This window comes from Pseudooceanicola sp. LIPI14-2-Ac024, from assembly GCF_042188925.1.
GTDB lineage: Bacteria > Pseudomonadota > Alphaproteobacteria > Rhodobacterales > Rhodobacteraceae > Pseudooceanicola.
In genome coordinates, this window is the sequence record NZ_CP170102.1 from 1,409,096 (window position 1) to 1,433,578 (window position 24,483).

Genomic DNA, 24,483 nt, shown 5'->3' on the forward strand with positions numbered 1-24,483 from the left:
AGGTGCGGGCGCATTGCGTGTCAGACGTCCCGGCCACCGCTCAGGCGGCGGCCCGGTCCTTTGCCTTCGCTTCCGGCTTGGCCTCGGCCTTGCCCTGCTTGCCGTGCTCGTACTCCTCGAGGAAGTTCAGCACCTGCTCGCGGTAGAGGTAGTAATCGGGATGCTCGAGCAGCGCCTTGCGCGACCGGGGCCGCGGCAGGTCGACGTCGAGGATCTTGCCGATGGTGGCCTGCGGGCCGTTGGTCATCATCACCACGCGGTCGGCCAGCAGGATCGCCTCGTCCACGTCGTGGGTGACGCAGATCGCGGTGACCTTGGTGCGGTCCCAGACCTCCATCAGCACCTCCTGCAGCTCCCACCGGGTGAGGCTGTCGAGCATGCCGAAGGGTTCGTCGAGCAGCAGCAGCTTGGGGCTGAGCGCAAAGGCGCGGGCGATGCCGACACGCTGGCGCATGCCGTTCGACAGCTCGCTGGCCTGCTTGTCCATCGCGTCGGCCAGGCCCACCCGTTCCAGGTAATACTCGACCACGTCCTGCCGCTCGGCCTGGCTGGCCTTGGGATAGACCTTGTCCACCCCGACCGCGACGTTTTCCTTCGCAGTCAGCCAGGGGAAGAGCGACGGCGACTGGAACACCACCGCGCGCTCCGGGTCCGCATCGCGCACCTCGTAGCCATCCAGCTTGATGACCCCTTTCGAGATCGCGTTCAGCCCGGCGGCCATGGTCAGCACGGTTGACTTCCCGCAGCCCGAGTGCCCGATAAGCGAGATGAATTCGCCCCGGTTCATTTTCAGGTTGAAGTCCTCGACCACGGTCAGCGGCCCCTTGGGGGTCGGGTAGATCTTGTGCAGGTGGTCGAAGCCCAGGAAGTTGTTGTCGATCATCCCCTGCTGCGCCGCGGCCTGGGCCTTGGGCAGCGAATGGATCGGGGTCACGTCGGGCAGCTTGCGCGTGCCCTCGACCTTGGCCTCGATGCCGACGTCCATCAGGTAGTTCGTGACCTTCGCCCTGAGCGCCTGGAACGCCTCGTCATGGTTCATCTCGCCCCGGTCGCGCGGGCGCGGGATGTCGACCTTGAAGGCCTCGGCCAGCGTGCCGTCCGGGTTCAGCGGGATGATCCGGTCGGCCAGCAGGATCGCCTCGTCCACGTCGTTTGTGATCAGGACGCAGGTCTTCTTGTCCTGCTCCCAGATGTGCTCGATCTCGTCGGCGAGGTTGGCGCGCGTCAGCGCGTCGAGCGCCGAGAGCGGCTCGTCAAGCAGCAGCACCTCGGGCGACATGGCGAGCGCCCGGGCGACGTTCACCCGCTGGCGCATCCCGCCCGACAGCTCGGCCGGGCGGCGCGTCGCGGCATGGCCCAGGCCCACCATCTTGACGTAGTGGTCGACCTTGGCCTCCTTCTCCTTCTTCAGCATCGACGGAAAGACGGTATCTACCGCCAGCCGGACGTTGCCGTTCACCGTGAGCCAGGGCATCAGCGAATAGTTCTGAAAGATCACCCCCCGCTCGCGCCCCGGGCCGGTGATCGGCTGGCCCTTGAAGGTCACGCTTCCGGTGGAGGGCTGCTCGAGTCCCGCCATCAGGTTGATCAGCGTCGTCTTGCCGGTGCCGGAGAAGCCGAGGAGCACGAGGAACTCGCCCTCCTCCACCTCGAGGTTGATGTCCTTCAGCACCTCGGTCCGGTGCAGACCTTCGCCGAAGCTCTTCGAGACATTGTCGAACTTGAGGATAGCCATGGAATTTTCCTTTCGCGCTACCGCTTCGCTGCTTGAGCGCCGCTCACCGGTTGTTCGAGAAGGTGAAGAGGGTCTGGAGGGCGTACATCACCCGGTCCAGCAGGAAGCCGATGATCCCGATGGTGAAGACCGCGACCATGATCTTGGCGAGCGAGCTGGAAGAGCCGTTCTGGAACTCGTCCCAGACGAACTTGCCCAGGCCCGGGTTCTGCGCCAGCATCTCGGCCGCGATCAGGACCATCCAGCCCACCCCCAGCGACAGCCGCAGGCCGGTGAAGATCAGCGGCAGGGCCGAGGGCAGCACCAGCTTCTGCAGCTTGGTTGAGGTGTTCATCTTGAGCACCTTCGAGACGTTGATCAGGTCCTTGTCGATCGACGCCACGCCAAGCGCGGTGTTGATCAGCGTGGGCCAGAGCGAACAGAGCGTCACGGTGATCGCCGAGATCAGGAAGCTTTTCGGGAACATCCCGTCGTTGGTGACGTAGATCGCCGAAACCACCATGGTCACGATCGGCAGCCAGGCCAGCGGGCTGACCGGCTTGAAGATCTGGATCAGCGGGTTCAGCGCGGCGTTGGCGGTCGGCGACAGCCCCGCGAGGATGCCGAGCGGCACCGCCACGATGGTCGCCAGCAGGAAGCCGAAGAACACCGTCTGGATCGAGGTCCAGATCTGCTGGTAGTAGCTGGGCGCCCCGGTAAAGGCGACCTGCTTGACCTGGTCCTCCTTGCCGGCGGCGATCAGCTTTTCGTTCCGCGCCTCGACCATCGCGTCGAACTTGGCGCGCTTCTCGGCCTTGGCGCGGGCGTCGTGGTGCAGGTTCACCGCCTCGGCCCAGACCGCGCTCGGCCCGGGCAGGGCCCCCAGCGAGGTCTGCACCCGCGGGGCCAGCGCCCCCAGAGCATCAGGAAGGCGATGATCGCGACGACGGGGATGCCCAGCAGGCGCCAGACTTCCTTCATCTGCTGCCTGGGGTTGTCCCCGGCGGCGGCCTTGGCCAGCGGCGTCAGCCAGGCCAGGCCCACGACGTTGAACCACTTGTCGGCCTTGTTGATGCGGGTGAAGAGACGCGCACGCCGCTCTTCGCGTTCGGCCTCGGCGGCGAAATTCGGATCGACGGTGGTCATTGAACTCTCCTTCGGAGATGGGGGTGGGGGGCGGCAGGTGCGTGCAGAGCACGCACCCTACGTGGGGCGCGTGCCTGCACGCACCGCGTCACCCCTGCACCTCGTTGCCGACGACGATCTGCTCACCCTTCAGCCCGATCGGCAGGCTTTCGAGGTAGGCGTTCGGCGCCTTGCCGTCGTAGGGAATGCCGTCGATGATGTCGGCCGCGGGCGTCGGCGCCTTGTAGCCGTCGCTGTCCCAGGGGAAATCGGCCTCGTTCGCCAGGCCTTCGTCGACCAGCAGCCGCGCGGCTTCGAGGTAGATCTCGGGCTTGTAGACCGACTTGGCGACCTCATCGAACCAGCTGTCGGGCTTCGCCTCGGCGATCTGGCCCCAGCGGCGCATCTGGGTCAGGTACCAGATGGCGTCCGAGTAGTAGGGGTAGGTCGCGTTGTAACGGAAGAAGACGTTGAAGTCGGGGACTTCGCGCTTGTCGCCCTTCTCGTACTCGAAGGTGCCGGTCATCGAGTTGGCGATCACTTCAGGGTCGGCGCCGACGTATTCCGGACGGCTGAGGATCTCGACCGCCTCGCCACGGTTGGCGTTGTCGTTCTCGTCCAGCCAGATCGCGGCGCGGATCAGGGCCTTGACAACGGCCAGCGTGGTGTTCGGGTTCTGGTCCGCGAAGTCCTGGGTGATGCCAAAGACCTTCTCGGGGTTGTTCTTCCACAGTTCGTAGTCGGTGATCACCGGCACGCCGATGCCCTTGAAGACGGCCTGCTGGTTCCACGGCTCACCCACGCAGTAGCCGTAGATCGTGCCCGCCTCGAGGGTCGCGGGCATCTGCGGCGGGGGCGTGACCGAGAGCAGCACGTCGGCGCCGATCTGGCCGGTGATGTTCTCGGGGCTGTAGTAGCCCGGGTTCAGGCCACCGGCGGCCAGCCAGTAGCGCAGTTCGTAGTTGTGGGTCGACACCGGGAAGACCATGCCCATGTTGAAGGGCTTGCCCTGCGACTTGTAGTTCTCGACCACCGGGGCCAGCGCGGTCGCGCTGATCGGGTGCTGCGGCTTACCTTCGGCATCGGTCGGGATGTTCGGCTTCATCTCTTCCCAGACCTCGTTCGACACGGTGATGCCGTTGCCGTTCAGGTCCATCGAGAAGGGGGTGATGATATGCGCCTCGGTGCCATAGCCGATGGTCGCCGCCAGCGGCTGGCCCGCCAGCATGTGCGCACCGTCAAGCTGGCCGCCGATCACGCCGTCCAGCAGCACCTTCCAGTTGGCCTGCGCTTCCAGCGTGACAAAGAGGCCCTCGTCGAGGAAAAAGCCCTGTTCGTAGGCCACGGCCAGCGGCGCCATGTCGGTCAGCTTGATGAAGCCGAATTTCAGTTCGTCCTTCTCGAGGTCCAGCATTTCCGCAAAGGCGGGGCCCGACAGGGTGAGTGCAGTGGTCAGGCCTAGAAGCATCTTCTTCATGGGTGTCTCCATTCCGGTTTCCCGGCGGGGCCGGGACAAAACAAAAAAGCCGCTGACACGATCCGTTTCGAATGAAACAGACGGTCGAGCGGCTTTGCTCAGCTTGTTCCCAGTCTTTGGGAGAATTGGTGTCGGTGGGCCCCGTTGCCTGCCGATGCGGACCTTCTTGCCTGACCGGGCCGCGTTTCTCAAAGAAAAACGCCTTTCGGGGGCTGTCACGGGGCGGTTACACGCCGGTCATGCTGCGGTTGCACGGTAATTGGGCAGGATTCACGCCCCGGGATCAAAAACCCGGCCATCGAAAAACGCATCCCGCGCCAGAATCAACCGCCCCGCCTCCGACGCGACGGGCGTATCGAGCGCCAGTCCGCCCTCGACCTTGGACGAGGCGCCGGGCAGATCCGCCGGGGTCCCGGCCAGCGCCTCGCGGTGCAGATCGGCCCGGAACACCGCCTGCGCGGCGCGCGCCGCCCCGGCCCTGTCGAGTCCCAGGCGCGCGGCCATCTGCAGACCGATCCATTCGGCCTGGCTGCGCCACGGGAACGTCGCGGCGCCGGCGTGAAACTCGACGAAGCGCGGCACCTCGCGCATTTCCCCGCGCGACGAGATGACAAGCCGCCCGGTCAGCGCCCGGTCGATGATCTCGGGCGCGAGGTCGAGGTAGGCGCCCCGGCTCAGCAGCTCAGCCGTCAACATGCGCGAGGCCGGGTCGGCCAGCCACCGCCCCGCCCGCCACACCGCGCGGATCAGCCGCGCGACCAGCGCCGGTTCGGCCGTGGCCCAGGCATCACGCACCGCGAGCACCTTTTCCGGCGCAAAGGCCCAGATCGCCGAACCGGGCAAAAGCAGTTCCCCCACCCCGGTCTCGACCGCCTTGGAGCCCCAGGGCTCGCCCACGCAGAAGGCGTCGATCTCGCCCGCGTCCATCGCCTCGGCCATCAGCGGCGGCGGGACGGTGCGGATGTCGACGCTCTGCGGCGCGGGCAGACCGAGCGCGGAAAGCCAGTAATAGACCAGTTCGGCGTGCATCGAGAACGGGAACGGGACGCCGATGCGCAGGCGGCCCGGCGTCGCGGCGATCAGTGCCTCTCCAGCGGCTCGGGCATTATCGAAGGCAAAGTCGTGCCCCACGTCACGCAGCCGGTCGGACAGGTCGCGGCTGACCCCGATGACATTGCCGTTGACCGACAGCACCGACACCGCCGACAGCGCGGCCCCTGCCCCGCCGATGCCAAGCGCGGCGGCGACCGGCACCGGGGCCAGCATGTGCGCGGCGTCGACGTGACCGTAGCTCAGCATGTCGCGCAGGGACGACCACGACGGCGCACGGCGCAGCTCCAGCGCGATGCCCTCCTCGGCGGCAAAGCCCATTTCCTGCGCGATGATCAGGGGCGCTGCATCCACCAGCGGGATGAAGCCGACCGACAGCGTTGCAGCCTTCATGACAGCAGCCCCGCGGTCGACACCAGTGCGGCGGCGACATCGGCCACACGCTTGTTCTGGTCCATCGCGGCCTTGCGCAGGATGGCATAGGCCTGGTCCTCGTCCACGCCGCGGGCCTTCATGATCATGCCCTTGGCGCGGTCGATCACCTTGCGCTCTTCCAGCGCCTTCTTGGTTTCGGCCAGCTCGATCCGCATCCGCTGGAACATGCGGAAGCGGGCGATGGCCGCGTCGAGAATGGGTTTCACACGCGCCGGCTGCATGCCGTCGACGACATAGGCCGAAACGCCGGCCTCGATCGCGGCGGCGGACAGGCCGTCGTCGGATCGGTCCACGAACATCGCGACGGGGCGGTCCAGCGGTCCGGAGGCCAAAGCCAACTCCTCCAGCGCGTCGCGGGACGGATTCGCGATGTCGATCAGCACGACATCGGGCTGGGTGGCCTGGATCTGGCGGGCGAGGCTGGTGGGTTCCGAGATCACCTGGATATCGAAATCCCCGGCCTCACGCAGCGAATCCACGATCTGCAGGGCGCGTTCCCGGTCGGCTTCGACCACCATGATGGAGAGGGCATTCGACATGGTCGAGCTACAGCATCCCGTCCGTTCCAAGTAAAGCGGGCGGCGGCGGCAGGTGACGCCGACCTGCCCTTTCGAGAGGCGGCGCGCCCATTTTTGCGGCAGTGCAGCATCGCGCCGGGGCGGCGCTACGGGTCCCGGTCAGCCGCCCAGCGGATGGATGCAGGCGACGCGGTGCCCCTCGTCCGGGGCCAGAACCGGACGCGCGGCCGCACACTCCGCCGTTGCCCGCGGACAGCGCGGGGCGAAGGGGCAGCCGGGCGGCGGGTTCAACGGATCGGGCAGCTCGGTCTCGCGCCCCTCGGGCGCGGTCAGCGGGCGACCGACCACCGGCGCGCTGTCGGCCAGCAGTTTGGTGTAGGGGTGCTTCGGCGCGCGGAAGATGTCCTCGGCCCGCCCGACCTCGACCACCGAGCCGAAGTAGAGGACCGCGACCCGGTCCGACACCGCCTCGACCACCGCAAGGTCGTGGGAGATGAACAGATAGGTCAGCCCCAGTTCCGTCTTCAGGTCCGCCAGCAGGTTCAACACCTGCGCCTGGACCGACACGTCGAGCGCCGAGACCGGTTCGTCGAGGATCAGGATCTTCGCCTGAGCCGCCAGGGCGCGGGCGATCCCGATCCGCTGCGCCTGCCCGCCCGAAAACTCGTGCGGGTAGCGTTCGAGGAATTCCTCGCGCAGGTTCACGCTGTCGAAGATCTCGGAAATCCGGCGATCGCGCTCGGCCTTGTCCATCCCGTGCAGGCGCTTCAGCGGCGCCTCCATCACCTGCCTGATCGTCTTGCGCGGGTTGAGCGAGCTGATCGGATCCTGAAAGACGTACTGGATGCGCTTGCCGAACTCCGCCGGGTCAGCATTGTCGAGCGGCTTTCCGTTGATCTCGATGCTGCCGGTCGTCGCGGGCAGCAGCCCCACCAGCATCCGCGCCAGCGTGGACTTGCCGCAGCCGCTTTCCCCCACGATGCCCAGCGTCTCGCCTTCCTCGACCGTAAGGTCCACGGGCTGGACCGCATGCACGATGCCCTTGGGCTTGCCGAAGAGCCGCTTTCCGACCGGAAACGCCTTCGACAGGTTCTCGAGTTTCAGCGCCTCGGTCATTCCGCCGCCTCCTGCTTGAGATCCGCTTCGGGGTAGATGCAGCGCACGGCGCGGTTGCCGAAGCGTTCCAGCGCGATTTCCTGCGTCACGCAGGTCGCCTGCTTCTTGAGGCAGCGCGGCGCAAAGGCGCAACCGGGCTCCAGCCGGTCGACCGCGGGCGGCAGGCCGGGAATGGCCTCGAGCCGCCGCCGCCCCTCGCCCAGTTCGGGCACGCAGGCGATCAGGCGCTTGGTGTAGGGATGCGCGGGCGATTGCAGGATGTCGTGGGTCGGTCCCTCCTCCACGATCCGGCCCGCGTACATCACCGCCACCCGGTCGCAAAGCTGCGCCACCACGCCGAAATCGTGGGTGATGAAGATGATCGCCAGCCCCCGCTCGCGGCGCAGGTCGTTCAGCAGTGACAGGATCTGCGCCTGAACGGTCACGTCGAGCGCGGTGGTCGGCTCGTCCGCGATGATCACGTCCGGGTCGTTGGCCAGCGCCATGGCAATGCCGACCCGCTGCCGCATGCCCCCCGACATCTCATGCGGGTAGGACTGCGCGCGGCTCTCGGCATTCGGGATACGGACCTGTTTCAGGAGGTCCACGGCGCGCGCCCAGGCTTCCTTGTTCCCGATCTTGTGGTGCACCTGGATCGCCTCGACCAGCTGGTCGCCGACCTTGTAGAGCGGGTGCAGCGTCGCCAGCGGGTCCTGGAAGATATAGGCCACCCGGTCGCCGCGCAGCGAACGCAGCCGGTCGTATTTCGCGCCGATCAGCTCGGTGTCCTTGTAGCGGACCGACCCGCCCACGATCACCCCGGGCGGCGAGGCGACCAGCCCCATAACCGAAAGCGCGGTGACCGACTTGCCCGATCCGCTCTCCCCGATCACGCCCAGGCACTCGCCCGGCGCGACATGCAGCGAAACCTTGTTCACTGCCTTGTAGACCCGTTCGCCGACATGGAACCGCGTCTCGAGGTCGGTCATCGTCAACACGCCCTCGGCATGGGGCGCGGGAAGTTCCGACTGCCGCTCCACCACCGTCGCCGCCATCGGCCGGGTCAGCGCGCCGGACCGCAGCCGGGGGTCGAGCGCGTCGCGCACCCCGTCGCCCAGCAGGTTGATGCCCATCACGATGAGCAGGATCATCACCCCCGGCACGATCGAGGTGTGCGGGTTGGTGATCAGCGCCGAGCGTGCCTCGCCCAGCATGGAGCCGAGGTCGGCCTGCGGCGGCTGGCTGCCGAGGCCGAGGAACGACAGCCCGGCGGTTTCCAGGATCATCCAGCCGATGGTCGTCGACATGGCGATCACGATCACCGGGATCACGTTCGGCAGGATCTCGGACAGGATGATCCGGGTGTGTGACAGCCCCGCAAGCTGCGCGGCGTCGACGAATTCCTTGTGCGCGATCCCAACGGTCACGCCCCGGATGTTCCGGGCGAAGAAGGGGATGTTCACCACCGCCACCGCGATCAGCGCGTTGAAGAGGCCCGGGCCCAGTGCCGCGACGATGGCCAGCGCCAGCAGGATGTAGGGAAACGCCATCAGCATGTCGATGCCGCGCATGATGAGGTTGTCGGTCGTCCCGCCGAAGTAGCCCGAGATGATGCCGAAGGCCGCCCCGATGACGGCGGCAAAGATCGCCGCCGCAAAGCCCACGGCCAGCGACAGCCGGGTGCCCCAGAGCAACCGGGAGAGCATGTCGCGGCCAAGGTGGTCGGTGCCGAGGAGGTGCCCCTCGGAGAACACCGGCTGGAAGCGGTTGGCGGTGTTGGTGACGTCCGGGTCGGCCAGCGGCAGGATCGGCGTCAGGATCGCCAGCACGATCACCACCAGCAGGATCACCCCGCCCGCGGCGGCCAGCCGGTTGCGCATGAGAAGGTGGAAGAACTGTTTCATCACCCGCCCCTCACGTCTTGATCCGCGGATCGAGGAGCGACTGGCTCACATCCACCGCGATGTTGAAAAGGACGTAGCAGGCCGCGACGATCACAACGCCCCCCTGCACCAGAAGGATGTCGCGCTTGAGGATCGCGTCGACCAGCATCCGCCCCACGCCGGGCCACTGGAACACCATCTCGATATAGACCGCGCCCGACAGCACGAAACCCGCCTGGATGCCCAGCACCGGGATGATGGTGACCATCGCGGCCTTCAGCGCATGGCGCCAGACCACCCCGCGCTCGTCCACGCCCTTGGCCCGCGCGGTGCGGATGTAATCCTGCCGCAGCACCTCGAGCATGGCGGACCGCGACAGCCGCGCCACCACACCGGTCGCCACCACGGCCAAGGCGGTCGCGGGCATCACGAGGTGGTAGAGCAGGTCCTTCAGGTCGCCCCCGCCGTAGATCGCGTACATGCCCGAAACCGGGAACCACCGCAGCTTCACCGCGAAGATCAGGATCATCATCATCCCGAGGAAGAAGGACGGGATCGAAATCCCAAGGAGCACCGCGAAGGTGATCGACTTGTCGGCCCAACTGTATTGCCGCGCGGCCGAGACGACGCCGGCCATGATCCCGAAGATCGCGCAGAGGACGAAAGAGGTCCCCGCCAGGATCAGCGTGGCCCAGAAGCGCTCCATCACCTCGTCCAGCACGGGGCGGTTCAGCGAATAGGAGCGCCCGAAATCGCCCTGCAACATGTTGCCGAGCCAGATGAAGTAGCGGGTCACCAGCGGCTCGTCGAGGCCGAGGTCGCTGTTCAGCTTGGCGACGTTCTCGGGCGTGGCATAGCTGCCAAGGATCGCGGTCGCCGGATCGCCGGGGATCATCGCCATGATGAGAAAGACGATCACGGTGATGCCCAGCAGGACCGGAATGGCCGAGAGCAGGCGCTTGACGATGTATCCGGTCATGCCGGTGTCCTTCCTTGGCTGGCCCCGTTGGCACGGCTGCGAAGGGTGATCCGGCAGGGGTCTACCCTCCCCCGCCGGATCGGCCACGCCTGTCGACGGTCTGTCGCCGCGTGGCGGGTGGCGGCCGGGCGGAGAGGAGGATCGCGCCAGCCGCCGGTGGTCAGTTCTTCTTCACGTCACCGAGCAGCAGGAAGAAGCTGGGCTGCAGTGCGAAGTCCTCGACCCGGTCGCTGGTCACCGCGTTCTGCTTCCAGTTCGCGACGAACACCCAGGGCGCATCCTCCTGCACGATCTCCTGCATCTTCTTGTAGAGTTCGGCGCGCTTTTCCTGGTCGGTGGCGACACGCGCCTCTTCCAGCAGGGCATCGACCTCGGGATTGGAGTAGTAGCCCGAGTTGAAACCGCCCTTGTCGGGCCAGGCCTCGGTGCGCAGCGCGAGGTAGGGCAGCGTGTCCGGGTCGTTCGTCATCCACGCCATCTCGGCCATGTCGGCCTTGCCTTCGAGGCCCGGGTTCACCTGGCCGAGGAAGGTGTTCCATTCGTAGGTCTCGATCTTGGTGTCGAACCCGACCGCGTTCAGGTCCGCCTGGATCGCCGTGCCCATGGCGATCGGGTCGAGCATGCCCGACCCGCCCTCGGTCACGTAGAAGGTGAGCGACAGGTCCTCGACCCCCGCCTCTTCCAGCAGCGCCTTGGCCTTCTCGGGGTCATAGGGATAGGGCTCTAGCGCCTCGTTGTAGGCCCAGGCAAAGGCCGGGGGCGTCGGGCCCGCGGCCACGTCGGCGGTGCCTTCCAGCACGTTGTCGACCAGCGCGGTCTTGTTCACCGCGTAGTTCGCGGCCTGGCGCACCTTCTTGTCGGCAAAGGGGCCTTCCTTGGCGTTCAGGATTAGGAACCAGACATGCGGCCCGGCCTGTTCGTGCACCGTGAAGGTGTCGCCCTGGAACTCGGACAGCGAGACCGGGGGCACCTCGACCATCAGGTCGATACCGCCCGCGAGCATTTCCGCCGTCCGGGTGTTGGCGTCGGTGATCGGGCGGAAGACGACCGCCTCGAGCTCGGGCGCGCCGTCCCAGTAGTCGGGGTTCTTCTCGACCACCACGGCTTCGTTCGACCGCCATTCGGCGAACTTGAACGGCCCCGTTCCGCTTGGGTTGCGACCGAAGTCGGCACCGTACTGTTCGACCGCTGCGGGCGAGACGATCAGGCCGGTCGGATAGGCGAGGTTCGACAGGAACGGCGCATAGGGCGCGTTCAGGGTGAACTTCACCGTCGTCGGATCGACCGCCTCGACGCTTTCGACCGACGAGAAGAAGAAGGCCAGCGGGAACGGCCCGGTGTTGTGGAACGGGTGATCCTCGTTCAGCATCCGTTCGAAGTTGAAGACCACCGCCTCGGCGTTGAAGTCCGAGCCATCGTGGAACTTCACGCCCTCGCGCAGGGTGAAGGTGTACTCGGTGCCGTCCTCGCTGATCTCCCAGCTTTCGGCCAGCGCCGGCTCGACCTCGAGCGTGCCGTCCTTGTAGCGCACCAGGCCGTCATAGACGTTCATCAGGATGCGGAAATCGTTGACCGCCGTCACGGCGGCGGGGTCGAGCGCCTTAGGCTCGGCGATCTGGCCGACGATCAGCACGCCCGGCGGCGTCTGCGCCTCGGCGGGCGCGGTGGCACCGAGGGCCAGGGTCATCGCGACCCCGGCGGCAAGCACGCCGCGGCGTGTCCAGTTGAGCATTCCCTGTTGCATCAGCCTCTCTCCTTGGCAGCGGGCCTTCACAAATTCATTATGATAAATTGAATGTGGTCAAATTTTCATGATAAATTCAAGAGGCAGTCTGGCAGGGAGAGCACATGACCTATTCGATCCTCGCCCGTGACGCGAAAACGGGCATGCTGGGCGGCGCCGCCGCGACCGGCTCGCTCTGCGTCGGCGGCTGGGTGCTGCGCGGCGCGGCGGGCGTCGGCATGTCGGCCAGCCAGGGCACCGCACCCTCGACCCTCTGGGGCGAGGGTGTGCTGGACCGGATGCGTGGCGGCGAGAGCGCGGAAATGGCCGTGAAGGCAATGGTTTCGCCGGATGCGGGGCGGGATTTCCGCCAGCTTTCGGCGCTGGATGCGGACGGCGGCACGGCGGCCTTCACCGGGGCCGGGTCGGTGCCTGCGGCCGGATCGCGCGAGGGGCGCGACCTGGTGGTGGCCGGGAATCTGCTGACCGGGGACTCCGTGCTCGACGCCGCGCGCGATGCTTATCTTTCCAGCACCCTCCCCTTTGCCGAGCGTCTGCTGGCCGCGCTGGACGCGGGCGCCGCGGCGGGAAGCGATTCTCGCGGCCTGCAATCGGCGGCCCTGCTGATCGTGTCGCGCGACGCGGCGCCCCTGACCCTGCGGATCGAACCTGTCTGACACGCCGCTCGCCGCGCTCAGGGCGCTTTACGAGCGGTCGCAGTCCGATCCCTACGCCGGCTGGTGCGAGGTGGTGCCGACGCTGGACGACCCGCACCGCCGCCCGAGGGACGAAGAGATGGAGGTGCTGGCCGAACAGGCGGCGTCCAAGGCGTGACGGCGCGGGAGGCTCACGGGGACTCCCCATGAGAACAAAACGTGAATATACTGGCGATCATGTTCGCCGAGCTCTGCATCACCTCCAACTTCACCTTCCTCACCGGGGCCTCCCACCCCGAGGAATACGTCGCCCGCGCGGCCGAGCTGGGGATCGACGCGCTGGCGGTGGCGGACGAGAATTCGGTGGCGGGGATCGTGCGCGCCCACCAGGCCGCGCGCGAGATCCGGCGCGAGGTCGAGGCGCGGCGCGCGTTCGAGGCCGAGCATGGCCTGATCGGCCCGCCCGCCCCGCCGGGCAGCCCGCCGCCGCATGACTGGGTGATGCCGCGCCTGATCCCCGCCGCGCGGATGCGCTTTGCCGATGGGATCGAGGTGACGCTGCTGGCCGCCGACCGGGCCGGCTGGGGGCGGCTCTGCCGACTGATCTCGCGCGGGCGGCTCAGGGCCGAGAAGGGCAGCTGCCTGGTGCGGCTGGACGACCTGGCCGAATTCGGGACCGAGGGGCTGGAGGGGCTGGTGCATGCCCCGGTCGCCACCCCCGTCGGAGAGAATGGGGCCAGCGCGCGGGATGGCGGCGCCTCGGCAGAGAGCGACGCGGCCCCCGCCCCCGCCGACCTCGCCACCTGGCGTCGGCAGGCCGCCCGTCTCTCGGCGCTTTTCCCCGGTCGCCTGCACCTCCTCCTGTCGCCGCGGTACGACGGCGAGGACGGGGCCCGGTTCGACCGGCTGGCGCGCGAGGCGGAGCGCCTGCGCCTGCCCACCCTCGCCTCGGCCCGGCCCGTGATGCATGTCGCCCGCCGCCGCCGGATGGCCGACGTGCTGACCGCGATCCGCACCGGCACCCGGGTCGATGCGCTTGGCCGTGCGGCGCTGGCCAATGCCGAGCAACGGATGCGGTCCGGGGCCGAGATGCGCCGCATCTTCCGCGGCCACGAAGGGGCCGTCACCCGCGCGGGGACGCTGGCAGACCGCCTCACCTTCTCGCTCGACGAACTGCGGTACGAATACCCCTCCGAGATCGCGCAGGGCGAGACGCCGACCGACCGCCTGTCGCGCCTGGCCCATGCGGGCATGAAATGGCGCTACCCGCACGGCGCGCCCGAGAAGGTCCGCCACCTGCTGGCCCACGAGCTGACCCTGATCGCCAAGCTGAAGTACGAGCCCTACTTCCTGACCGTGCACGACATCGTGCAGTTCGCCCGCTCGCGCGACATCCTCTGCCAAGGGCGCGGGTCTGCGGCCAACTCGGTCGTCTGCTACTGCCTCGGCGTGACCGAGGTGTCGCCCGAGGTCGGCACCATGGTCTTTGAACGCTTCGTGTCCGAGGCGCGGGACGAGCCGCCCGACATCGACGTCGATTTCGAACACGAACGGCGCGAGGAGGTGATCCAGCACATCTACGACCGCTACGGCCGCCACCGCGCGGGCCTCTGCGCCACCGTCATCCACTACCGCGGCAAGCGCGCGATCCGCGAAGTCGGGGCGGCGATGGGGCTGACGCAGGACACGATCTCGGCCATGTCCTCCCAGCTCTGGGGGTTCTTCTCGGCTGACGCGGTGGCCGAAGCGCGGTTTCGCGAGATCGGGCTCGACCCCACCGACCCGCGCCTGCGCCAGACCATGCAGCTGGTCTACGAGATCGAGGGCTTTCCGCGCCACCTGTCCCAGCATGTCGGCGGCTTCATCGTGACCGAGGGGCGGCTCGACGAGCTGGTGCCGATCGAGAACGCGACGATGGACGATCGCACTGTCATCTGCTGGGACAAGGACGACATCGACACGCTGGGGATCCTCAAGGTCGACGTGCTGGCGCTTGGCATGCTGACCTGCATCCGCAAGGCGTTCGACCTGCTCTCGGCGCACGAACAGACCGACCACACGCTGGCGACCATCCCGCCCGAGGACCCGCGCGTCTACGACATGCTCTGCAAGGCCGACACGGTGGGCGTCTTCCAGGTCGAGAGCCGCGCGCAGATGAATTTCCTTCCCCGGATGCGGCCGCGCTGCTTCTACGACCTGGTGATCGAGGTGGCGATCATCCGGCCCGGCCCGATCCAGGGCGACATGGTGCATCCCTACATCCGAAGGCGGAACGGCGAGGAAAAGGTCGAATTCCCCTCGGACGAGCTGGGCAAGGTGCTGTCCAAGACCCTCGGCGTGCCGCTCTTTCAGGAACAGGCGATGCAGATCGCGATCATCGGCGCGGGCTTCACCCCGGAAGAGGCCGACCGCCTGCGCCGCTCGCTTGCCACCTTCAAGAAACACGGCAATGTCAGCGAGTTCCGCGAACGCTTCATGCGGGGGATGAAGCGCAACGGCTATGACGAGGATTTCTCGGCCCGCTGCTTTTCCCAGATCGAGGGTTTCGGCTCCTACGGGTTTCCCGAAAGCCACGCCGCCAGCTTCGCGCTGCTGGTCTATGCGTCGAGCTGGATCAAGCACCACCACCCCGGCATCTTCGCCTGCGCGCTGCTGAACTCTCAGCCCATGGGGTTCTACGCCCCCGCCCAGATCGTCCGCGACGCGCGTGAGCACGGGGTCGAGGTGCGGCCTGTCGACATCAATGCCTCCTACTGGGACAACACGATGGAGCGGACCGAGCGCGGGCGCCTGGCCCTGCGACTGGGCTTTCGCCAGATCAAGGGGCTGGGCGAGGAGGAGTCGGACTGGATCGCCGCCGCGCGCGGCAACGGCTACCGGTCGGTCGGGGATGTCTGGCGCCGCGCCGGGGTGTCGCCCGCCATGCTGGAACGGCTGGCCGAGGCCGACGCCTTTGCCGCCCTGCGCCTGACCCGGCGCGAGGCGCTGTGGGAGGCGAAGGCCCTGACGCCGGGCCGCGAGCTGCCGCTCTTCTCGGGCGACATGGATGGCGAGGGCATCAATGAGCCCGCCGCCGCCCTGCCCGCGATGACCCTGGGCGAGGAGGTGGTCGAGGATTTCGTCGCCATGCGCCTGTCGCTCAGGGCACATCCGCTGGCGCTGCTGCGTCCGATGCTGACGCCGGGCCTCGACACCACCCCCTGGCGCGGCAGTTGATCCGCCCGACGAGGGGTGTATCGCCCGCAGCACATGCCGCAGCGCAGAGAGTATTCTCCCTGTTTTCGCGGTCCTTTTGCCTTACAATCGCCCAACCAAGGGGACACAAGGCCCGGACAAAAGGGTCAACGGCATAGACGTGAGAGAGCGTATGTCCACGCGATACGAGTACCGGGTCATCCCGGCGCCGCTCTACGGGCAACGTGCCCAGGGGGTGAAAGGTGCACAGGCACGTTTCGCCCACGCGGTCGAGGAAGTGATGAACGAGATGGCGCTCGACGGCTGGGAATACCAGCGCGCCGACATCCTGCCGTCCGAAGAACGCCAGAGCCAGACGCCGGGCGCGACCACGATGCGCAGCCTGCTGGTATTCCGCCGGCCGATCGACGACTCGGTCGCCCGCGACACCCACGCCACCGCCCGCCCTGCCGGGGACGCAGCCCCGTCCGATGCCGCCGCCATGCCCGAAGACGATTTCGACGCCGAAACCGGGTTCGACCCGATCTTCGACGCCGAGGAACCGGTCGAAGCGGCCGATGCCGTGCACGCCGCCGACATGGCGGATGGCGCAGAGGCCGACGCACAGTCCACCAGCCAGACGGGCTCAGGCCGGCGCAAGCGGCGCCACCGCTTCACCCGGACCGAGCACAGCCGCGACGCCAGCCTGTCCGGCACCCTGCGCCGCCGGGCCGAGCACATGCTGCGCACGACCCGCGACGCCTGACCCCTAGCCTTCGAGATCCAGCGCAAGGGCGTGAATGCGCCCGATCAGTTCGGGCCCGAGCGCCGCGTGCACCGCGCGATGCCGCTGCACCCGCCCCATGCCGGCCAACGCCTCGGCCCGCATCCGGACGTTGAAATGACTCTCCCCGCCCTCCTGGTAACCGGCATGGCCCCGGTGGCTTTCGCTGTCGTCGATCACCTCGAGCTCGCGCGGGTGAAAGGCCTCTTCGAGGCGGCTGCGGATCTCTGCCGTAACGGACATATTTTCTGTCTCACCCCTTCAATCTGGACGTGGAAAGCTTAAACTGCACCGCCTGACTCGGAAAGGAAGCGCGATGCCCAAGCCTGATCCCTTCGGATTCGACATGTCCGTATCATCCGCGAAGAAAAAGAACACCCGCGGACGTCGTGGCATGTCGGGTGCCTCGGAGACCTCGACCCGGCTCTGCGAACACCCCGGGTGCGAAGAGGCAGGCCTTTACCGTGCGCCCCGCGCGCCCGACGTGCTGGATGAGTACCTGTGGTTCTGCAAGGACCACGTCCGCGAGTACAACAACAAGTGGAACTTCTTCGACGGCACCACCGAGGCCGAGTTGAACGCGCAGGCATCGAAGGACCGGGTGTGGGAACGGACGACCCGTCCGATGGGCGATCCCGAGGCGCGGGCCTGGGCCCGGCTGGGCATCGAGGACCCGCACCAGGTGCTGGGCGACAACGCGACCCGCAACCCCGGCAAGGGCGCCGGTGGTGGCCGCCGCCTGCCGCCCAAGGAACGCCAGGCGATCGAGATCCTCGAGGCCAAGGACCACTGGACCAAGGCCGAGGTGCGCAAGGCTTACAAGTCGCTGATCAAGGTGCTGCACCCCGACATGAACGGCGGCGACCGCAGCCAGGAGGAACAGCTCCAGCAGGTGGTCTGGGCCTGGGATCAGATCAAGGACAGCCGCAACTTCAAGTGAACCGGACTGGTCGCGCGACCGGCGGAGCGAGGGGGCATTGCCCCCTCTTTGTTGTCGAGCCGCTCACGTCCGAACGGCGCGTCAGAGCAGCACGCTCCGGATCGCCAGGGCGATGACGCCCAGGACAAGGACGCTCATTGCCCAGAGGGCGGCGAACCAGAAGATCCGGCGCCACCACATCAGTGGTACCCCTTCTCGGGGTCCAGCTTGCCGCGGAAGACCCAGTAGGCATAGCCGGTGTAGGCGAGGATGATCGGCAGCATCACCAGCGCGCCGATGCCCATGAAGACCTGGCTCTTTTCCGGTGCGGCGGCGTCCCAGATCGTGATGTCGGGCGGGATCACGTTGGGCCACATCGAGATGCCGAGCCCGATGAAGCAGAGCCCGAAAAGCGCCAGCGCCAGCACGAAGGGCAGCCAGTCGCGGTGGCCGTGGTGGGTCAGCGACCGGGCCAGCAGCAGGGCGATGCCCGCCACCGCGATCGGGACGAGGCCCGCGACGACGATGTTGGGCCAGGCGAACCAGCGCTGGAAATACCCGGCGTAGAGGAAGGGCGTGACCAACGATTCCAGGATGATAAAGCCGATGGTGGCCAGGCCGAGCAGCCGCGCGAGGTGGCGGAAAGGCTTCTGATCGTCACCCTCGAGCTTGAGCACCAGCCAGCAGGCGCCGAGGAAGGCATAGCCCACCACCACCGCCACGCCGGTCAGCAGCGAGAACCAGGTCAGCCAGTCCCACCAGCCGCCGGCATAGGCGCGGTTCTCGACCTCGATCCCCTGCAGAAGCGCGCCCAGCACGATCCCCTGGCAGAGCGCCGCGATCAGCGAGCCGCCGAAGAAGGCCGCATCCCAGCGACGGCGGCCGCCGGGCGTGGTGGTGCGCCAGCGGAATTCGAACGCGACGCCACGGAAGATCAGCGCCAGCAGCATCAGGATGATCGGCGGGTAGAGCGCGGGCAGCAGGATCGCGTAGGCCAGCGGAAACGCGGCGAGCAGCCCGCCACCCCCCATCACCAGCCAGGTCTCGTTGCCGTCCCACACCGGCGCGACGGCGTTCATCATCAGGTCGCGCGAGCGTTTTTCCGGAAACATCGGGTAGAGGATGCCGATGCCGAGGTCGAAGCCATCGAGCACGACGTAGATGTAGACCGCCAGCGCCAGGACCAGCGCCCAGGCCACGGTCAGGTCGAAGTTCACGGCAAGGCTCATGACGTGCCCTCCTGCGCGGCGGCAAGGCCCGCGGTGCGGACCGGCGCCTCGGTCCGGTCGGGCTCATCCTCACCCGGTTCGGGCGGACGCGCCATCAGCCGCAGCAGGTAGACGACCCCCGATCCAAAGACGAGGAAGTAGACGCAGATGAAGGCGATGAGCGAGAAGCCGACCGCCGAGGCCCCGAGCGGCGAGGCGCTGTCGGCGGTGCGGAGAAGGCCGTAGACCGTGTAGGGCTGGCGACCGACCTCTGTGGTGAACCAGCCCGCGGTCACCGCGACGAAGCCCGAAGGCCCCATCACAACCGCCGAACGCAGCAGCCAGGGCGAGGTGTAGAGCCGCCCGCGCCAGCGCGCCCAGAGCGACCACCACCCGAGACCTAGCATCAGGAAGCCGAGGCCCACCATGATCCGGAAGGCAAAGAAGACGACGGCGACCGGCGGCTCTTCTTCCGCGGGCACGGTGTCCAGCCCCTCCATCGGGGCGTTCATGTCGTGTTCGAGGATCAGCGACGACATCTTGGGGATCTCGATCGGCCAGCGCATCACGCCTGCCTCCTGGTCGGGGATGCCAAAGAGGATCAGCGGCGCGCCGTCCGGGTAGCTCTGGAAATGCCCCTCCATCGCCATGACCTTGATCGGCTGGTGGTGGTAGGTGTTCAGCCCGTGCGCGTCGCCGACGTAGATCTGGATCGGCGTCACGATCGCCGCCATCCACATCGCCATCGAGAACATCTTGCGGACGCCTGGATTGTCCTGCCGTCCGCGCAGCAGGTGCCAGGCCCCCACCCCGCCGACCACGAAGGCCGTCGTCAGGTAGGCCGCGATCAGGGCATGGGCCAGGCGATAGGGGAAGGAAGGGCTGAAGATGATCTCGAGCCAGTCGGCCGGCAGGAACTGCCCGTTCTCGCCCATGACGAAACCCTGCGGCGTTTGCATCCACGAGTTCACCGCGATGATCCAGGTGGCCGAGATCGCTGTGCCGACGGCCACCATCAGCGTCGCGGTCATATGCAGCCCCGGCCCGACCTTGTGGCGGCCGAAGAGCATGATGCCGAGAAAGCCCGCTTCGAGGAAGAACGCGGTCAGCACCTCGTAGGCCATCAGCGCCCCGATCACCGGCCCGGCCTTGTCCGAGAACACCGACCAGTTGGTGCCGAACTGGTAGGACATCACGATGCCCGACACGACACCCATGGCGAAAACGACCGCAAAGATCTTCACCCAGTAGTTGAAGAGCCGCAGCCAAGCCTCGTCCTTCGTTCGCAAATACTGTGCGTTCAACACCGCGAGGAACGAGGCGAGGCCGATGGTGAAGGCCGGGAAGATGAAGTGGAAGGCGACGGTAAAGGCAAACTGTGCCCGGGCCAGGAAGACCGCGTCGAAACCGAGGAAGGTGTCCATGTGGAAAACCCGCGCACTGAAAAGGTCTTAGGGGACGATAGCACGCTATCGCCCCGATCCAAGTGCACGAGTTTGCCGCACCCCCGCAGACGGGGGTGCGGAGGGATCAGCCCAGCTTGGCCGTCATGCTGATATCGGCGTTCAGCAGCTTGGACACCGGGCAGTTTTCCTTGGCCTTGGTGGCGGCTGCCTGGAAATCCTCATCCGACATGCCAGGCACCTTGGCATCGACGTCGAGGTGCACCGCGGTGATCGCAAAGCCGCCGTCCTTCTGTTCCAGCGTCACGGTGGCCTTGGTGGCGATCTCGTCCGGGACAGAGCCGTCCTGGGTCAGGATGTTCGACAGCGCCATCGAGAAGCAGCCGGCATGGGCCGCGCCGATCAGCTCTTCTGGGTTGCTGCCGGGACCATCCTCGAACCGGGTGTTGAAGCCGTACTGCGCATCCGTCAGCACGCCCGACTGGGTCGACATCCGCCCCTTGCCGGTCTTCAGGTCGCCTTGCCACACGGCCGAACCATTGCGTTTCATCGTCGTCTCCCTTGTCCTCGGGCGGGCGGGATCGCCGCGCCGGGGAGTCAACGGGCCCGCGATGGCGGGGTTCCTCAGGCCGGCAGGAATTTCAGCGATACGCCGTTGATGCAGTGCCGCTTGCCGGTCGGCTTCGGCCCGTCGTTGAAGATATGGCCCAGGTGCGAGCCGCAGCGCCGGCAGTGGCATTCCGTGCGCGCGATCAGCAGCTTGCGGTCCGTCTTTGTGCCGATCGCCTCGGGCAGCGCCTGCCAAAAGCTCGGCCAGCCGGTGCGGCTGTCGTACTTGTGCTGGCTGGAATAGAGCGGCAGGTCGCAACCCCGGCAGAGAAACGTGCCCGCCCGCTTTTCCGCGTTCAGCGCAGAGGTCCCTGCGCGTTCGGTCCCCTCCTGCCGCATGACCCGGTACTGCAGGTCGGTGAGCATCGCGCGCCACTCGTCGTCGCTGCGCGTGACCTCGAAGGGTTCGGCCGCGACGGCCCGCCCCGTCAGCGGGGCCAGCAGCGCGCCCAGGGTGAAGCTCCGGCGGTTCATTGCATCCTCCCATCCGGAGCCAGTCCCGTGCCCCGGTCGCCTTAGACACGGGGCGCAGCATAGCGCGGTTTCACCTGAACCGGGGTCAACCTGCCGTGACCTCAGATCGGCTGCACCTCTCCGGTGGCCAGCACCGCGCCGGTCGGGGCACCTGTCGGCGATCCGCCCTCGGGCTCGTCCGAGATAGCGAGGATGCCGCGCGGCAGGGCGGCGGCCACGGGTGCGGGCAGGATGATTTCCTCGCGTTCGGACCCGTTCGGCCAGACCATGATAGAGACGGGCGCATCCGATCCGGCGACCAGCCAGATCTCGAGCGACCGGCCCGGCGCCGGACCGCCCGCCGCGCGGGTCAGCAGCAGGTTGCCGGTCTCGGTGTCGTATTCCGCGACAAAGCTCAGCCCAGCGTCCTCGGCCACGATGTCGGCGCGAAACTCGGGGTCGAAGGGCGGGCCGAGGATGTCGAACTGCACGGCGGCAAAAGCGATGAGAGCGGCCGCGGCCGCCCCCAGGACTATCTGCAGGACGCCGACGCGCGACCAGAACGATCCGCCCTGCCCGCTGGCAAACAGCTCTCGCTCGATGCGGGTCCAGATCGAGGCGGGCGGCGCGACCTCGGGCAGCGTGGCGGCCATGGCGGCAAAGTCGTCTTCCCACGCGGCGACATGGGCGCGCAGGTCCGGCTCCTGTGCCAGGCGAGCCTCGAAGGCGCTCCGCTCGGCCGCGTCCAGCAGCCCGAGGACATATTCCCCGGACAGCACGCGGTCCTCGTCGCCAATGTCGCCCTCGCCGCTCATCGCAGCAGGCACTCCTTGAGCTTTTGCAGACTGCGCCTGAGCCATGTCCGCATTGTGTTGAGCGGAACGTCGAACCGTTCCGCGAGATCGGCGTAGGTCTCGCCGTGCAAGTAGGCGAGGCGCACGGCCTGGGCCCGGTCGTCGGGCAGTTCGGCCAGGCAGTCGACCAGCCGGCCCCGTTCGGACTCGGCGATCGCCAGCGCCTCGGGCCCGGGCGAGCTGTCGGCCACACGCTCGGCCTCGTCCAGCGCACCGCCGCCCTGCACGCGGCGGGCCCGCAGCCGGTCGATGGCATGGTTCCGCGCAATGGTGATCAGCCAGGTCATCGGGCTGTAGCCACCCGCCTGATAGCGTCCGGCGTTGCGCCAGACCTTGACATAGATCTCCTGCAGGGCGTCCTCGGCCTCGGACCTTGACCCCAACACACGCAGGCAGATGCCGAAGAGTTTCGCACTGGTCGCCGCGTATAGCGCAGCAAAGGCTTCGCGATCGCCAAGCGCACAGCGGGCGATGTGGTCCTCGATGTCCTCGCGGCTGCTCATGCCCGCAGGCTGCCTCCCAGTTGGACTGCCCGGTCGGCTGGATTGCCGGGAGTTTGCTTTTGCGTCCCTCGCTCTTGTGTCCGCCGGAGATATCGGGCACGACGGGCCGTGCAATTCCGAGTGGGACGAAAGGACAAGGCGAGCATGGCGGACGGTTCGAGCGATATCAACGCCAAACCGACGGAAGAAGTTTCCGTCCGGGACGTCTTTGGCATCGACACCGACATGGTGGTCAAGGGCTTCGAGGAACGCACCGACCGCGTGCCCGAGGTCGACAGCACCTACAAGTTCGACCCCGACACGACGATGGCGATCCTCGCAGGCTTCAGCCACAACCGCCGCGTCATGGTGCAGGGCTACCACGGCACCGGCAAGTCGACCCACATCGAACAGGTCGCCGCGCGGCTGAACTGGCCCGCGGTGCGCGTAAACCTCGACAGCCACATCAGCCGGATCGACCTGATCGGCAAGGATGCGATCAAACTGCGCGACGGCAAGCAGGTGACCGAGTTCCACGAAGGCATCCTACCCTGGGCGCTGCGCAACCCCGTTGCCATCGTCTTTGACGAATACGACGCCGGCCGCGCCGACGTGATGTTCGTGATCCAGCGCGTGCTGGAGCATGACGGCAAGCTGACCCTGCTCGACCAGAACGAGATCATCACCCCGAACAAGTACTTCCGCCTGTTCGCGACCTCGAACACCGTGGGCCTCGGCGACACGACCGGGCTCTACCACGGCACCCAGCAGATCAACCAGGCGCAGATGGACCGCTGGTCCCTCGTCGCGACGCTGAACTACCTCTCGATCGACGCGGAAACCGCGATCGTGCTGGCCAAGGCGCCGCATTACAACAACGAGAAGGGCCGCAAGACCGTCAAGCAGATGGTCACCGTCGCGGACCTGACCCGGACCGCCTTCATGAACGGCGACCTCTCGACCGTCATGTCGCCGCGGACCGTCATCACCTGGGCCCAGAACGCGGAAATCTTCCGCTCGATCGGCTATGCTTTCCGGCTGACCTTCCTCAACAAGTGCGACGAACTCGAACGCCAGACCGTGGCCGAGTTCTACCAGCGCTGCTTTGACGAGGAACTGCCGGAGAGCGCGGCCTCGATGGCCAGCTGATGCATCTCGGGCTGATCGGCGGCATCGGTGTCGCGGCCAGTCTCGTCTACTACCAACGGCTCGCCGCCCGTGTGAAAGCTCTGGGCGGCGTTCTGCATATGACGCTGGTGCATGCCGATATCGACGAGCTGATCGGCAACAACCTGAACTGGCGCCCCGAGGCGCAGGCCGAGAGCTTCGCGCGCCACGTCGCCCGGCTGAAGGACGGCGGCGCGGACTGTGCGGCGCTCACCTCGCTCGGTGCGCATTTCTGTTTCCCCGAGCTGCAGGCGATCTCTCCCCTGCCCCTCGTCTCGGCCATCGCGCCGCTAGACGATCACTTCGCCGGACAGGGCCTGAAACGCGTGGGCCTTCTGGGCACGGCGAACCTGATGCGCACCCGGCTCTTCGGTCAGATGGAAAAGGTCGAGGCGGTGGCCCCCGCCGGTGACCTCGAAGCGCTCGGCAAGACCTACCAGGACGTCGCGGTCGCAGGCACCTGCGCACCGGCGCAGCGCGAGGCCTTCTTTGCCGCAGGCCGCGAGATGATCGCGACACAGGGGGCCGAGGCGGTGATCCTGGCCGGGACCGACCTGAACCTGGCGTTCGACGGGCACGACCCGGGTTTTCCCGTCATCGACGCGCTCGACGTGCATGTCGACCTTCTGGCGCGCATCGCCACGGGTGACGTCTGCCCGGGTTGATCGGCGCCCCGCTTTCCCCTACACCCCCCCAGCGCATCCTGCGCCGATGGAGTTCTCACACATGGATCACGCACTCGTTCCGCTCGCCCTTCCGGTCACGCAACGAGTCA

Annotated in this window: 22 protein-coding genes and 1 pseudogene; 6 read left to right on the forward strand and 17 right to left on the reverse strand. The window is 67.3% G+C overall.

Translation table 11 applies throughout. The features are described 5' to 3' along the window. Positions 1 to 40: 40 nt before the first annotated feature. The 9 genes and pseudogenes from ACE2AC_RS06855 to ACE2AC_RS06895 all read right to left on the reverse strand — a co-directional run bounded on the left by ACE2AC_RS06855 (position 41) and on the right by ACE2AC_RS06895 (position 12,020). Positions 41 to 1,735, reverse strand: coding sequence for an ABC transporter ATP-binding protein (locus tag ACE2AC_RS06855; protein ID WP_375691355.1), 1,695 nt, complete (start codon positions 1,733 to 1,735; stop codon positions 41 to 43). A 43-nt stretch (positions 1,736 to 1,778) separates the two neighbouring features. Further along, positions 1,779 to 2,860: pseudogene (locus ACE2AC_RS06860) on the reverse strand (ABC transporter permease). A gap of 88 nt (positions 2,861 to 2,948) precedes the next feature. Continuing rightward, on the reverse strand, positions 2,949 to 4,316 hold the full coding sequence (locus ACE2AC_RS06865) for a CmpA/NrtA family ABC transporter substrate-binding protein (RefSeq protein ID WP_375691356.1): 1,368 nt from the start codon (positions 4,314 to 4,316) through the stop codon (positions 2,949 to 2,951). Positions 4,317 to 4,586: 270 nt separating this feature from the next. Beyond that, the gene (locus tag ACE2AC_RS06870; RefSeq protein ID WP_375691357.1) at positions 4,587 to 5,759 is read right to left on the reverse strand and encodes an ABC transporter substrate-binding protein; all 1,173 of its coding nucleotides are present in this window, start codon (positions 5,757 to 5,759) and stop codon (positions 4,587 to 4,589) included. Further along, complete coding sequence (locus ACE2AC_RS06875; protein ID WP_375691358.1) at positions 5,756 to 6,340, reverse strand: ANTAR domain-containing response regulator; 585 nt, start codon at positions 6,338 to 6,340, stop codon at positions 5,756 to 5,758. The genes ACE2AC_RS06870 and ACE2AC_RS06875 overlap by 4 nt, the downstream gene beginning before the upstream one ends. A gap of 138 nt (positions 6,341 to 6,478) precedes the next feature. After that, positions 6,479 to 7,435 carry an ABC transporter ATP-binding protein gene (locus ACE2AC_RS06880; protein WP_375691359.1) on the reverse strand — a complete coding sequence of 319 codons (957 nt, stop codon included), beginning with the start codon at positions 7,433 to 7,435 and terminating at the stop codon, positions 6,479 to 6,481. Continuing rightward, positions 7,432 to 9,318: a dipeptide/oligopeptide/nickel ABC transporter permease/ATP-binding protein gene (locus ACE2AC_RS06885; RefSeq protein WP_375691360.1), complete on the reverse strand. Its 1,887-nt coding sequence runs from the start codon at positions 9,316 to 9,318 to the stop codon at positions 7,432 to 7,434. The genes ACE2AC_RS06880 and ACE2AC_RS06885 overlap by 4 nt, the downstream gene beginning before the upstream one ends. Positions 9,319 to 9,328: 10 nt before the next feature. Continuing rightward, the gene (locus ACE2AC_RS06890) at positions 9,329 to 10,276 is read right to left on the reverse strand and encodes an ABC transporter permease (protein ID WP_375691361.1); all 948 of its coding nucleotides are present in this window, start codon (positions 10,274 to 10,276) and stop codon (positions 9,329 to 9,331) included. A gap of 160 nt (positions 10,277 to 10,436) precedes the next feature. Then, positions 10,437 to 12,020: an ABC transporter substrate-binding protein gene (locus tag ACE2AC_RS06895; RefSeq protein WP_375691362.1), complete on the reverse strand. Its 1,584-nt coding sequence runs from the start codon at positions 12,018 to 12,020 to the stop codon at positions 10,437 to 10,439. A 104-nt stretch (positions 12,021 to 12,124) separates the two neighbouring features. Here ACE2AC_RS06895 and ACE2AC_RS06900 point away from each other — a divergent pair, with 104 nt between their 5' ends. The 3 genes from ACE2AC_RS06900 (at position 12,125) to ACE2AC_RS06910 (ending at position 16,595) form a co-directional block, all read left to right on the forward strand. After that, positions 12,125 to 12,676: a DUF1028 domain-containing protein gene (locus ACE2AC_RS06900; RefSeq protein WP_375691363.1), complete on the forward strand. Its 552-nt coding sequence runs from the start codon at positions 12,125 to 12,127 to the stop codon at positions 12,674 to 12,676. 216 nt (positions 12,677 to 12,892) lie between these two features. Next, on the forward strand, positions 12,893 to 15,871 hold the full coding sequence (locus ACE2AC_RS06905) for an error-prone DNA polymerase (protein WP_375692077.1): 2,979 nt from the start codon (positions 12,893 to 12,895) through the stop codon (positions 15,869 to 15,871). 151 nt (positions 15,872 to 16,022) lie between these two features. Further along, positions 16,023 to 16,595 (forward strand): DUF4177 domain-containing protein, encoded by a 573-nt coding sequence (locus ACE2AC_RS06910; protein WP_375691364.1) that lies wholly within the window; start codon positions 16,023 to 16,025, stop codon positions 16,593 to 16,595. 3 nt (positions 16,596 to 16,598) lie between these two features. On the opposite strand, the gene ACE2AC_RS06915 is transcribed toward ACE2AC_RS06910, so the two are convergent. Continuing rightward, positions 16,599 to 16,856 (reverse strand): BolA family protein, encoded by a 258-nt coding sequence (locus tag ACE2AC_RS06915; protein WP_375691365.1) that lies wholly within the window; start codon positions 16,854 to 16,856, stop codon positions 16,599 to 16,601. 73 nt (positions 16,857 to 16,929) lie between these two features. Between ACE2AC_RS06915 and ACE2AC_RS06920 the strand changes: the two genes are divergently transcribed. Beyond that, positions 16,930 to 17,553, forward strand: a complete 624-nt coding sequence (locus ACE2AC_RS06920; RefSeq protein ID WP_375691366.1) for a J domain-containing protein — start codon at positions 16,930 to 16,932, stop codon at positions 17,551 to 17,553. 81 nt (positions 17,554 to 17,634) lie between these two features. Here the strand turns inward: ACE2AC_RS06920 and ACE2AC_RS06925 are convergent, their stop codons facing one another. The 7 genes from ACE2AC_RS06925 to ACE2AC_RS06955 all read right to left on the reverse strand — a co-directional run bounded on the left by ACE2AC_RS06925 (position 17,635) and on the right by ACE2AC_RS06955 (position 22,562). Then, positions 17,635 to 17,733 (reverse strand): DUF2474 family protein, encoded by a 99-nt coding sequence (locus tag ACE2AC_RS06925; RefSeq protein WP_375691367.1) that lies wholly within the window; start codon positions 17,731 to 17,733, stop codon positions 17,635 to 17,637. Next, positions 17,733 to 18,761, reverse strand: coding sequence for a cytochrome d ubiquinol oxidase subunit II (gene cydB, locus ACE2AC_RS06930; RefSeq protein WP_375691368.1), 1,029 nt, complete (start codon positions 18,759 to 18,761; stop codon positions 17,733 to 17,735). Before cydB ends, ACE2AC_RS06925 begins: the two co-directional genes overlap by 1 nt. Continuing rightward, positions 18,758 to 20,164: a cytochrome ubiquinol oxidase subunit I gene (locus ACE2AC_RS06935; RefSeq protein WP_375691369.1), complete on the reverse strand. Its 1,407-nt coding sequence runs from the start codon at positions 20,162 to 20,164 to the stop codon at positions 18,758 to 18,760. Before ACE2AC_RS06935 ends, cydB begins: the two co-directional genes overlap by 4 nt. 106 nt (positions 20,165 to 20,270) lie before the next feature. Next, positions 20,271 to 20,693, reverse strand: coding sequence for an OsmC family protein (locus ACE2AC_RS06940; RefSeq protein ID WP_375691370.1), 423 nt, complete (start codon positions 20,691 to 20,693; stop codon positions 20,271 to 20,273). A gap of 74 nt (positions 20,694 to 20,767) precedes the next feature. Then, entirely contained in the window at positions 20,768 to 21,226 is a 459-nt protein-coding gene (gene msrB, locus ACE2AC_RS06945) for a peptide-methionine (R)-S-oxide reductase MsrB (protein ID WP_375691371.1), read from the reverse strand. Positions 21,227 to 21,327: 101 nt separating this feature from the next. Continuing rightward, complete coding sequence (locus ACE2AC_RS06950) at positions 21,328 to 22,020, reverse strand: anti-sigma factor domain-containing protein (RefSeq protein ID WP_375691372.1); 693 nt, start codon at positions 22,018 to 22,020, stop codon at positions 21,328 to 21,330. After that, positions 22,017 to 22,562, reverse strand: coding sequence for a sigma-70 family RNA polymerase sigma factor (locus tag ACE2AC_RS06955; protein WP_375691373.1), 546 nt, complete (start codon positions 22,560 to 22,562; stop codon positions 22,017 to 22,019). Before ACE2AC_RS06955 ends, ACE2AC_RS06950 begins: the two co-directional genes overlap by 4 nt. A gap of 144 nt (positions 22,563 to 22,706) precedes the next feature. On the opposite strand from ACE2AC_RS06955, the gene cobS reads away from it, so the two are divergent. Continuing rightward, complete coding sequence (cobS, locus tag ACE2AC_RS06960) at positions 22,707 to 23,690, forward strand: cobaltochelatase subunit CobS (RefSeq protein ID WP_375691374.1); 984 nt, start codon at positions 22,707 to 22,709, stop codon at positions 23,688 to 23,690. Further along, positions 23,690 to 24,373: an aspartate/glutamate racemase family protein gene (locus ACE2AC_RS06965; protein WP_375691375.1), complete on the forward strand. Its 684-nt coding sequence runs from the start codon at positions 23,690 to 23,692 to the stop codon at positions 24,371 to 24,373. Before cobS ends, ACE2AC_RS06965 begins: the two co-directional genes overlap by 1 nt. Positions 24,374 to 24,483: the final 110 nt, after the last annotated feature.

Coding starts and splice junctions, on each gene's coding strand:
- ACE2AC_RS06855 (WP_375691355.1), bottom strand. CDS start 1,735: ATGGCTATCCTCAAGTTCGACAATGTCTCGAAGAGCTTCGGCGAAGGT.
- ACE2AC_RS06865 (WP_375691356.1), bottom strand. CDS start 4,316: ATGAAGAAGATGCTTCTAGGCCTGACCACTGCACTCACCCTGTCGGGC.
- ACE2AC_RS06870 (WP_375691357.1), bottom strand. CDS start 5,759: ATGAAGGCTGCAACGCTGTCGGTCGGCTTCATCCCGCTGGTGGATGCA.
- ACE2AC_RS06875 (WP_375691358.1), bottom strand. CDS start 6,340: ATGTCGAATGCCCTCTCCATCATGGTGGTCGAAGCCGACCGGGAACGC.
- ACE2AC_RS06880 (WP_375691359.1), bottom strand. CDS start 7,435: ATGACCGAGGCGCTGAAACTCGAGAACCTGTCGAAGGCGTTTCCGGTC.
- ACE2AC_RS06885 (WP_375691360.1), bottom strand. CDS start 9,318: ATGAAACAGTTCTTCCACCTTCTCATGCGCAACCGGCTGGCCGCCGCG.
- ACE2AC_RS06890 (WP_375691361.1), bottom strand. CDS start 10,276: ATGACCGGATACATCGTCAAGCGCCTGCTCTCGGCCATTCCGGTCCTG.
- ACE2AC_RS06895 (WP_375691362.1), bottom strand. CDS start 12,020: ATGCAACAGGGAATGCTCAACTGGACACGCCGCGGCGTGCTTGCCGCC.
- ACE2AC_RS06900 (WP_375691363.1), top strand. CDS start 12,125: ATGACCTATTCGATCCTCGCCCGTGACGCGAAAACGGGCATGCTGGGC.
- ACE2AC_RS06905 (WP_375692077.1), top strand. CDS start 12,893: ATGTTCGCCGAGCTCTGCATCACCTCCAACTTCACCTTCCTCACCGGG.
- ACE2AC_RS06910 (WP_375691364.1), top strand. CDS start 16,023: ATGTCCACGCGATACGAGTACCGGGTCATCCCGGCGCCGCTCTACGGG.
- ACE2AC_RS06915 (WP_375691365.1), bottom strand. CDS start 16,856: ATGTCCGTTACGGCAGAGATCCGCAGCCGCCTCGAAGAGGCCTTTCAC.
- ACE2AC_RS06920 (WP_375691366.1), top strand. CDS start 16,930: ATGCCCAAGCCTGATCCCTTCGGATTCGACATGTCCGTATCATCCGCG.
- ACE2AC_RS06925 (WP_375691367.1), bottom strand. CDS start 17,733: ATGTGGTGGCGCCGGATCTTCTGGTTCGCCGCCCTCTGGGCAATGAGC.
- cydB (WP_375691368.1), bottom strand. CDS start 18,761: ATGAGCCTTGCCGTGAACTTCGACCTGACCGTGGCCTGGGCGCTGGTC.
- ACE2AC_RS06935 (WP_375691369.1), bottom strand. CDS start 20,164: ATGGACACCTTCCTCGGTTTCGACGCGGTCTTCCTGGCCCGGGCACAG.
- ACE2AC_RS06940 (WP_375691370.1), bottom strand. CDS start 20,693: ATGAAACGCAATGGTTCGGCCGTGTGGCAAGGCGACCTGAAGACCGGC.
- msrB (WP_375691371.1), bottom strand. CDS start 21,226: ATGAACCGCCGGAGCTTCACCCTGGGCGCGCTGCTGGCCCCGCTGACG.
- ACE2AC_RS06950 (WP_375691372.1), bottom strand. CDS start 22,020: ATGAGCGGCGAGGGCGACATTGGCGACGAGGACCGCGTGCTGTCCGGG.
- ACE2AC_RS06955 (WP_375691373.1), bottom strand. CDS start 22,562: ATGAGCAGCCGCGAGGACATCGAGGACCACATCGCCCGCTGTGCGCTT.
- cobS (WP_375691374.1), top strand. CDS start 22,707: ATGGCGGACGGTTCGAGCGATATCAACGCCAAACCGACGGAAGAAGTT.
- ACE2AC_RS06965 (WP_375691375.1), top strand. CDS start 23,690: ATGCATCTCGGGCTGATCGGCGGCATCGGTGTCGCGGCCAGTCTCGTC.